The sequence below is a fragment of the Succinimonas sp. genome (genome assembly GCF_045225735.1).
GTDB lineage: Bacteria > Pseudomonadota > Gammaproteobacteria > Enterobacterales > Succinivibrionaceae > Succinimonas.
The window spans coordinates 1-9,329 of the sequence record NZ_JBGVBR010000115.1; the positions used below are offsets into that span (position 1 = coordinate 1).

General features: G+C 51.6%; 7 protein-coding genes. 4 read left to right on the forward strand and 3 right to left on the reverse strand.

The window, feature by feature from the left end:
- The coding region (locus ACJROR_RS04305; protein ID WP_406546019.1) for a hypothetical protein at positions 1-730 on the reverse strand (730 nt) is incomplete at its 3' end.
- A gap of 589 nt (positions 731-1,319) precedes the next feature.
- Here ACJROR_RS04305 and ACJROR_RS04310 point away from each other — a divergent pair.
- The 3 genes from ACJROR_RS04310 to ACJROR_RS04320 all read left to right on the forward strand — a co-directional run bounded on the left by ACJROR_RS04310 (position 1,320) and on the right by ACJROR_RS04320 (position 4,460).
- The gene (locus ACJROR_RS04310) at positions 1,320-2,978 is read left to right on the forward strand and encodes a methyl-accepting chemotaxis protein (protein WP_406546020.1); all 1,659 of its coding nucleotides are present in this window, start codon (positions 1,320-1,322) and stop codon (positions 2,976-2,978) included.
- Positions 2,979-3,003: 25 nt separating this feature from the next.
- Complete coding sequence (locus ACJROR_RS04315; protein ID WP_406546021.1) at positions 3,004-3,282, forward strand: hypothetical protein; 279 nt, start codon at positions 3,004-3,006, stop codon at positions 3,280-3,282.
- Positions 3,283-3,401: 119 nt separating this feature from the next.
- The gene (locus ACJROR_RS04320; protein WP_406546022.1) at positions 3,402-4,460 is read left to right on the forward strand and encodes a hypothetical protein; all 1,059 of its coding nucleotides are present in this window, start codon (positions 3,402-3,404) and stop codon (positions 4,458-4,460) included.
- Positions 4,461-4,568: 108 nt separating this feature from the next.
- On the opposite strand, the gene ACJROR_RS04325 is transcribed toward ACJROR_RS04320, so the two are convergent.
- Entirely contained in the window at positions 4,569-6,767 is a 2,199-nt protein-coding gene (locus ACJROR_RS04325; protein ID WP_406546023.1) for a RelA/SpoT family protein, read from the reverse strand.
- Positions 6,768-7,218: 451 nt separating this feature from the next.
- On the opposite strand from ACJROR_RS04325, the gene ACJROR_RS04330 reads away from it, so the two are divergent.
- Positions 7,219-7,773, forward strand: a complete 555-nt coding sequence (locus ACJROR_RS04330; protein ID WP_406546024.1) for an NAD(P)H-dependent oxidoreductase — start codon at positions 7,219-7,221, stop codon at positions 7,771-7,773.
- Between the two features lie 78 nt (positions 7,774-7,851).
- Here the strand turns inward: ACJROR_RS04330 and ACJROR_RS04335 are convergent.
- A partial coding sequence (locus ACJROR_RS04335) for a DUF945 family protein (protein WP_406546025.1) occupies positions 7,852-9,329 on the reverse strand: 1,478 nt, incomplete at its 5' end.

The following is a 9,329-nucleotide window of genomic DNA, read 5'->3' on the forward strand; positions in this document are numbered from 1 at the left end:
CCTTGAAGCTTTCCCACATGGCTTTAATACCGGGCATGCCGGAGCACTGCACCAGAGGAAGACTGAAAAATTCCAGCGCATACATGATAAGGGCGATCAGGGAATAGGCCAGAAAATAGATGCAGGTGTAGTAAAGCATCGTGGAGAGGAGGGCGGTGTCCGACACCAGCTTTCCGACAAAAAGGCGGAGGCATTCGCCAAGCTGGTGCTCGGTTACGGCGGCGATATTGGCAATGGCGAAGCCGGCCTCCTGTGCCGATTCTCCCAGAAGAGCCCAGAGCTGCTTCAGCACTTCAAAAATCCCCGATCCGAAAAATATCAGCACCAGGAGATAGACGACGCAGATAAGGGCGATGCGGATAAGCATATCCCACAGGGCCAGCAGGATCATCTTCCAGAAGTTGATCTTCAGGGCCTTAAACGCATCCGGCAAAACCGGAACGGAGCGGCCCTTGCGGAAGTCGAACTGGAGAGCATAGGAGGCTGCCAGGCCGGAGAACAGCATGGTGATGAAGGTCGACACCAGAGGGAGCGACAGAATCATGGAAACCACTGCGGCGGAAACAATGCTTATCAGGAGCGCGGTCCAGAATAAGCGGGTCTTTATGCTTAACATGGCGTTCCAGCACCACATAAAGCCCTCGCCGAAGGAAGCGATTCTGAATTTGTCAGCTCTGAGCCGGCCGATGTTTGCGGCGGCGTTCTCAGGTAATTTCTGGGAATCTGTCATAAGGCTTGTCCTATCTGTGTAACTGCCAATTACCCTGTAAAGCCCGGCATCAGCGCGGGGCATGTCCTATTTTTATTATTTTCCGGGGGTTCGTCAATGACGGAATACTGATTGTGAGGGATTGCCGCAAAGAGGGCGGCAAAAATAGCGAAGATCGGAACAGAGAAAGCAAAATTTGATAAAGCTTGCAAATTCAGATCTCCGGCTGTTTTTTTAATGATGTCCGGCAATATGATCAGAGATTAAGAGGGCATGCCGTAATCTGCCGTAACAGAAGAGGACAGACAATTGCGCCATGTCAGAATTGCCTGTCTGTCTTAACCGCCCGGCAGTTTTCCGAAAAACAAAGCTCTGTCCGGAACATTTATCGGTTCCTGATATTTTGCTGAAAGAAGCGGCTGAAAGAAGGGCCTCAGCTTATATTTGTCTATTATTGAGCATTGTGCAAAAATGCTCATTATCAGACGGCGGCGCACGGCTGTTTCAAGGGATCCAGTCTTGCCGGTGTCCGGGAATAACCGGCTTTGCGCGCTGTACGGCATAAGGGCGCTGTATTCAGGGGCCTGATCTGAAATAGAAAGAGGTATCTATGGCACATCAGGGAAGCTTTTTCCATCTCAGTATTGCAGGAAGACTTATATTTCTGGCTGTTTCAGTCATTGTGATCCTGATTGCCGTAACTGTAATCGGAATAAACAAGTTTAATCAGTCCTTTCATGATACTGAATTTCTGGCAGATACCAACACGGGACTTATCGGCCTCGTGGACAGCGGCCGGCACCTGCAGGCTCTTTTCAAGGAACTCAGAATCAGCGCCATCAAATACCCCATGACGGAAACAGCGCAGGAAAGAGTTCAGCAGAAGGAAGCTTTCAGCAAAAATAAGCAGATCTTTCTGAATGTACTGAACGATGTCAGACAGCGCTGCGGAAAACATGATAAATGCGCCAGCATAACGAAGGGCATGTCTAACCTTCTCAACGACTATGAAGATGCCACTAAAAATGAAGTTATCAGACTTACGGAAATCGGAAAGCCGAGAGAGGCGTATCTGGCTATTCAGAAATACCTGGTTCCTATCGGCAATGAGATTGACAAAAGCGTGGATGGCATCATCAAAATTGCCGATGAAGAGACCCGTGATACCCTGGACGATATTTACCAGGTGACTTCGGCTGGCAGTTTTATAGCGGTGTCCGTGACCGGGATGATAATAGCCTTTCTCATTACTTTTACCATGGCATCGTCTATTATCATACCTATGAGAAATCTGAAAAAACTTGGCGTGATTGCCGAAAACATCACCAAGGGGGATCTTACTCAGAAGCTTGAAACTTCATCCAGAGATGAAATCGGTCTGTTAAGCCGATCCTTTGCATCCATGTGCGATTTCCTCAGAAAGATTATGTCCGGCATCAATGATGACGCCTTGTCCCTGCATAAGAAAGCCAAGTTTCTTATTGATGCCGATAATGATATTACAGCAAGATCGGCCAAAGTATTGGAGCAGTCATTAGGCGTTACCGCGGCCTGCGAGGAAATGGCCAGTACCTCCAAGGTGATTTCCCATAATTGTTCGGAGGCCTCAAATTATTCCTATAAGGTGCAGAATGTTGTTAAATCCGGCGTTGAACAGGTTCGTAATACAGTTAACAAGATTCGTGAGCATTCAAAGCAGACTAATGAAAGCGCTGCGCTGATACATCAGCTTGGGGATCATACCCAGCAGATCAGCGGAATTATCAATACGATTCAGGATATTGCCGAGCAGACTAATCTTTTGGCTCTCAATGCGGCAATCGAAGCGGCAAGAGCAGGCGAGCACGGCAGGGGATTTGCCGTTGTTGCCGATGAAGTAAGACTGCTGGCGGGAAGAACTTCCGGTTCCACAAAGGAAATCAGCAGCATGATCACGTCAATACAGGACATGGTAAGGCAGACCACCTCCACCATGGATGTGAATGTGCAAAAGATGAATGAAATCGCCGAGGATACCAATGCTATTGAGCAGAGTTTAAACATCATCAATTCATCTGTGGAAACTGTTCATGATCAGATCCTGCAGATTGCGTCGGCCACTGAAGAACAGTCTGCCACATGTCAGAATATTACTGATAATATGCAGATTATTGCGGATTCCACCAACGAAACCAATACGCAGATCAATAAATCCCTGGTTATCTCAGATGAATTGGAGAAGGTTTCTTCCTCCATGTCTGAAAAGGTAAGCCTGTTTAAATTGGATTAGTAAGGAAGAGAGAAGAGAGGATTTCATGGCTGCAAATAAGTCAGATGAACTCAAACAGGCAGCTGTCAAAGCGAAGTGCAGTTTGAATGAAGAACTGGATGCCTTCATCCTGAAGATAGACAGGGCGACTGATGATCCGAATAACTTTATCACGCTGACCCAGCTTGAAGAAGAGTGGTGCAGACTGTCATTAAAAACCAATAAAATATATTCTGATATGGTATCAGAAGCTCTTACGGCTATCGATACCAGGGAGCTCAATTCAGCAAAAAAAGCGCATTCCTCAAGGAAGGGATTCGTCTGAAGCACCAGGATAAACGCGCCAGGACAATACTTACCCTTGAGGGCTTTGTAACTTTCAATCGCACACTTTACATTCCGGCTGACAATGACAGTGCCCGGCTGCTTTCGGAAAAGCGCGGCATGAAGATGATAGCCCCCTGCGACATCGCTCTCGGACTTGCCGGACTTCCCTTCAAGATGTCTGCTGCCATGATGCTGGATATCGCCAAAAGATCTGTCAGCGCGCCTTCCTATGAGGAACTTCAGAGTCTGTACCGGAAAGATCGGAACATTGAGATCAGCGATGATCAGCTGCGTCTCGTAACCAACTATATTGGCAAGCTGGTCTATGACGATGATTGTCTGAGAAGGGATCAGGCTCTCGATCATTTTAAAAACAGAAAGAAATACCGCCGGAAGAAATCAGGCACGCTCTATATTGTGACGAAGAGCGCCACGCTGAACATCCGAACCGAAAACGGCTCAGCCCGGAAAGAGAACTGGCTGGGTCTTGTGTTCAGCAGCAAAAACATCAGGATTATCCAGTCGGAAAGCGGGCAGGAGTACCGTAAAATCCTGACAAGGGAATACGTGGGCTTAATCGGAAATGCCGCGGCATTCGGGGAACACCTGTATGAAGCGGCCTTAAGAAACGGTCTTGAAGAACATGAAAGGATTGCGGTGATAAGCGACGGAAATCCCGGGATCAAATCCTTTCTGACCACCTATTGCTCAGAACTTGATGTTATTCAGATTCTTGATTATTCGCATTTAAAGGAGAACGTTTTCCGGTTTGCCGCTGCCGGCATCAGCGGCGGAGAAGAGACTAAAACCGCGTGGGGCGCCCGGCTTATGGAGCTCATCGCAGCCGGCAGAATTTCTGAAGCTATGAAGATGGCGGAACCCTTTAAGGACTTCAAAAGAGAGGGCGTCTCGAATATCCGGGCATACCTTGACAGCAACAAAGACTGCATCGACTACCCCGCCTATGTGAAGAATGGCCTTTTCACAGACAGCGATGCCATTGAAACCGGTAATGGAAACATGATGCGGGAACGTCTAAAACTTCCTGGCAGGAGATGGGATGCGCAAACCGCTCAGTACGTTTTATCCGCAAAAATGAAATATGACAGCGGTCTTTGGGATTCATACGTTGTTCCATTGTCATACCGGCGCCTTGGTCTCAGACCGCCGCGCTGACCTGACCGGAACCCTGCATTTTCAGGTACGCTCAAAAGCCTGATTGGCCGCGGATTTCCCTGATTTCTGCCCCCCCTTGTGCCCCTGCGCGCTTTTCCCCAGGGCGCATCAGCTCTGTCTGTTTTCCGGAACTCTCTTCCTTCTGGAAACATCCTTGATGCCGTTAATCTTGATCAGGGTGGAGACCACGTTTTCCAGATGGCTCTGATTCTTGATCTCTATCAGAATATCCAGGCTGTGGTCGCTTTCCTCGCGGTAATCGGTCTGGGTAATGGACAGGATCTCCGCCCCCGTCATGCTCACCAGGCTCACGATTTCACCCAGAATAGCCGGTCTCGTGATGTACTGAATATGGAGAGCGGTCTTGAAGAAGGCATGGCCCTGATAGTTCTTGTTCCAGGACAGGGAGAGACAGGTCACAAAGGGATTCTTTTCCGCTTCGGAAATAGACGGGCAGGAGGTGCGATGCACCATAAGAAGGCCCTTGTTGCCGTCGTAGATGCCGGTGATGCGGTCTCCCGGCAGCGGGAAGCAGCAGGAGGCGAACTCGTGCTTCACGCCCTCGATATTGGAAATGATTTCGTTCCCGGTATCACCGGCCGCCACCGAGTCGCCCCGATCTCCCAGAAGAGCCCGGGCCACCAGCACGGCATTGGATTCCCCCATGGTGATGCGGCGGAAGAGCTCGTTGAGAGTGCTGATATGTATGGTACGGAGCACCCGGGCGATGTTGGCGGGATCGATGCTGTCCAGGGGCACATCTCCCATGGCCAGCTGCAAGAGCTTTCTGCCGTGTTCCTCGGAGCTGGCGGCATTGATGCCCTGCAGGAAAGCCTTTATGGCCTGCCTGGCCTTCAGGGTGACTACCGAATCCAGCCAGCGGGGCTGCGCGAATGGAGTTTCGCTTTCGATAATGCGTACCTGCTGTCCCGAGGACAGGGCCTTGTCAAGAGGATAGGGCTTGTGATCCACTTCGGCGGCCCGGCAGCGATGGCCGAGATCGGCGCTGATGGCGTAGGCGAAATCCACCGGCGTGGCCCCCTTGGGAAGCTCCAGCACCTTGCTGCTGCCGTCAAAGACGTAGATCTCCTCCGGGAACAGATTGGCCTTGACGTTTTCCAGAAAATCAAAGGACGAGGAGGTATTGTTCATGAGATCCTTAAGGCTCTGCATCCAGCGGTTGGCGTACATCTGAGCTTCGGAGCTGTCTCCCATGCTGCCGTTGCTTCTGAGCTTGTAAACCCAGTGCGCGGCCACGCCCTGCTTGGCCATCATATCCATGAATTCCGTGCGGATGTGAATTTCAATCTCCTGACCGTCGCTCCCCATGACCGTGGTGTGCAGTCCCTGGTAGCCGTTCATCTTGGGCAGGGCGATGTAATCCTTAAAGTAACCCTGCTTGGGCTTGAACAGGGCGTGGGTCTGTCCCAGAGCCCGGTAGCAGCTGTCCACGGAGTCCACGAGAATCAGGAAGCTGAACACGCTGAGCAGATCCTGAAGCCTGAGATGATCGGTTTTCATCTTATGGTAGATCGTGGCCAGAAACTTTTCCCGGATCTTTATCTGAAAGCGAATGCCGATTTTGCGGAAGCAGGAGCGCATTGATTCCATAAGCTCGTTATAGGTGTCCATGCGGTTTTTCTGACCGGCGGCCACGGTGGCGGCCAGCACCCGGTAGCGATAGGGGTACATGGCCCGGAAACAGAGATCCTGGAGCTCGTTCTTCATTTTGCTGATGCCCAGACGGTAGGCGATGGGGGCATAGATATCCAGGGTTTCCCGGGCGATGCGCATTCTTTTGTCGGGGCGCAGGGCTCCGATGGTGCGCATGTTGTGGGTGCGGTCAGCGAGCTTGATAAGAATAACCCGGGTGTCGTGGGTCATGGCCAGGAGCATCTTCTGAATGTTGGCCACCTGGGCTTCCTTGTAGTCGCTGAAGCGGATCTTTTCCATTTTGGTGACCCCGTTAACCAGATCGGCCACGGTATCGCTGAAGAGCTTTCTGATGTCGTTCTGGGTAACCCGGGTGTCCTCGATAACATCGTGTAGCAGGGCGGCCATGAGAGCTTCCACGTCAAGGTGCATGTCAGCAAGAATGGCGGAAACGGCAAGGGGATGGGTGATGTACGGTTCTCCGCTGGAGCGGGTCTGTCCCTGATGGGCCCGGTAGGCATAGGCATAAGCGCCGGCCACCTCCTGAATCTGTTCAGGGGGCAGGTACGAGGCCAGCTTCTCCTCCAGAGGAGAGAAGAGGCTTTTCATTTCGTCCGGCCAGTTATTGCGATCCAGCGCAGGGTCTTCAGACATACATACTCCTTTAGTCCCGGCCGGCTCTTGATTTATTGTGGTAGTTATTGCTGCCAGCCTGCAAACAGGTTGTTGCCGTAATACAGTTTCCCGGGGTGATTTATCAGGGAGTCATTTCTATTGTAATTTGAAAAATCCCTTTTTGGAGAGTATTTGTTGCAAAATTGTGGCTTGGGCTGAATGAAAATCTGTATTTTGCTTCGGAGATGCGCAGCCTGATGCCGGTTTTGCGGGAGGGATGTGACTTCAGCCGCAAGAATCCGCTGATTTTTGCGCCGCTTTCAGTTTCGGAAGCGGTTTATGGTAATCTGAGAAGGCCGGGGAAGCTGAAAAAGGTTTTCCTGTTCCCGGTTACTGACTTTTGCGGTTACTGCTGTTATCGCATTTCGGCCATTTTCCTGTCTGTGTTTTTGGCTTTTTAACTTTTTTCCGTTTCCACAAAGGAGCTTCCATGTCAAAGGTGTTAATTGTTTCCGGACATCCGGATCCTGCTCATTCCACAGCCAACCGGCTGATCCTCGAGAACGTAAAGACTCTGCTTCCCGGCGCTGCCGTAAGAGAGCTGGGGAAGCTTTACCCAGACGGCGCTTTTGATGTGGCCGCCGAGCAGGAGGCCCTCGCTCAGGCTGACATTATTGTTCTGGCCTTTCCCCTTTACTGGTATTCCGTTCCCGGCCTCATGAAGAACTGGATCGACAAGGTCTGGCTCCATGGCTTTGCTTACGGATCCAAGGGGGATAAGCTCCGGGGAAAGAGGATGGTGCTTTCGGTAACCACCGGAGGCCCGGAAACCGCCTACCGCCATGACGGGGAACAAACCGCCACCGTACGGGAAATTTTCCTGCCTCTCCGGCTTACCGCCCGGAACTGCGGCATGAAGGTCACGGACTATGTGATTTCCTACGGCATGATGTTTATTCCCGGTCTGAGCGCTCCTGAGGACATGGCCCGTATTGAAAGAGAGACTGCCGAGCATGCCCGGGAGCTTGCAAGGATTCTTTCCTGACAGATTCCCGTTATCCATCACCATGAAAAAAGCCCGGAATCCTCCGGGCTTTTGTTATCGGGCTGTTTCAAAGCTCTTTTATTCCAGCGGCTTCCCGTTTACTAAAAGCTGTCCGCCCTTAAACTCCAGGTGATAGGTGAGAGCAGAGGCTTCGGGATCCTTGGCGTATTTCTTCAGCATCTCGGCCATTTCCGTAAGACCGTACTGCTGCATGGACAGGAGGGCGGCATCAATGCTGATATCTGCCGTGGCGGCGACAGCGCCGGGGAGTTCTTCGATGGATGAGAAGGCCGCATCCGGAGCAAAGCCGGCCGCTGCCTTTATTTCAGCCTTGGCGCTGTTCAGAGTGGCCTTGAAGGCGAGGCTAAGGGAGGAGGCCGGATTGAATACGGTATTCAGGGAATCGGTGAGCTCATCGTTGTCAGTATTGGCGGCAATGCACTTGGCCATGCTGCCGAAGCCGATGATTTCTCCCTTCTGATAATCGCAGGCCTTGATAAAGGAATTCATGTCCAGTTCCTTAAGACCGAGATTAATGGCGGCATCGCTGATCTGAATGCCCATGGCTTCATAGGAGAAGCCGCCCAGAGTCAGATCCAGACCGTAGTCGATAAAGCCGGGCTTCTTGGAGGCGGAGGCCGTCTTTTCCAGTGAGAAGCCGAGACTGTTAAGCTTCATCGCGCCGTCAAAGTTTCCGGAAAATTCTCCGATGGCATAATTCAGGGTAAAGCTGTCCGCCCGGTTTTCCACCGTGCCTTTAATCGCGGAAATCACCACGGGATCCTTGCCGTCCTCGGAGGTGGCAATCTGGATTTTCGGGAAGCTCAGGGCGATATTGTAGGCATTCTGATAATTGCTGACGCCGTAGGCCTTATACTCCATAGCGGCGGTGTCCCAGGAGACCTCCTCCAGCTTGCCGCTGGGCAGGGTAATTGCGGTCACGGCGGTGTCATCCTTGATGCTGTAGCGGTTTTCAGTATTAGCCAGAATGCTCTTTACCAGACTGGCTTCGGCTTCATCCGCGTCTTTGTAAAGGCGGTCGTCAGCCGCAATCAGAGTGACCACTCCGTCATCGGAATAGCTGTTGGTCAGGGTCAGGGTGAACTTGTCTTCATCACCCTCCATGGCGAATTCCAGATCCGCGCTGTCAGAGTTGTCGGTGCTGACGCTGCCGGGCTTTTTAGTTACCGTGCCGGAAATTCCGATATCCTGGAAGAACCGGGCCATTTCCCGGGCGGTGGTATCGGCGATGAACTGACCGGCATCCCGCGGATTCTTCATATCGTACGTTCTTTCCGGTATCAGAGCCTTGAATTCGGTCTTTTCATCATCTTCGTCATCTTCGGGGGGAGTCTGGTCAGCCTTGGGAGCCGGGGTTTTCTCAGGATCCTCTGTGCCGGAAGAGGAGTTATTGGCTGCTAAAGTTTCAGCGCCGCTTTTAACGATGTCTTTTCCGGAGGTGTTATCGGAGACCGGAGTGTCTCCTGCGGGGGCGCCGCCGTTTTCAATACTGGCCAGAATCCCGGCAATGCGTTCCAGATCCACCGCAAAACGGG

Bases quoted from the DNA above. Each gene is read 5' to 3' on its own strand.
- ACJROR_RS04310 (WP_406546020.1), top strand. From the start codon at position 1,320: ATGGCACATCAGGGAAGCTTTTTCCATCTCAGTATTGCAGGAAGACTT.
- ACJROR_RS04315 (WP_406546021.1), top strand. From the start codon at position 3,004: ATGGCTGCAAATAAGTCAGATGAACTCAAACAGGCAGCTGTCAAAGCG.
- ACJROR_RS04320 (WP_406546022.1), top strand. From the start codon at position 3,402: ATGAAGATGATAGCCCCCTGCGACATCGCTCTCGGACTTGCCGGACTT.
- ACJROR_RS04325 (WP_406546023.1), bottom strand. From the start codon at position 6,767: ATGTCTGAAGACCCTGCGCTGGATCGCAATAACTGGCCGGACGAAATG.
- ACJROR_RS04330 (WP_406546024.1), top strand. From the start codon at position 7,219: ATGTCAAAGGTGTTAATTGTTTCCGGACATCCGGATCCTGCTCATTCC.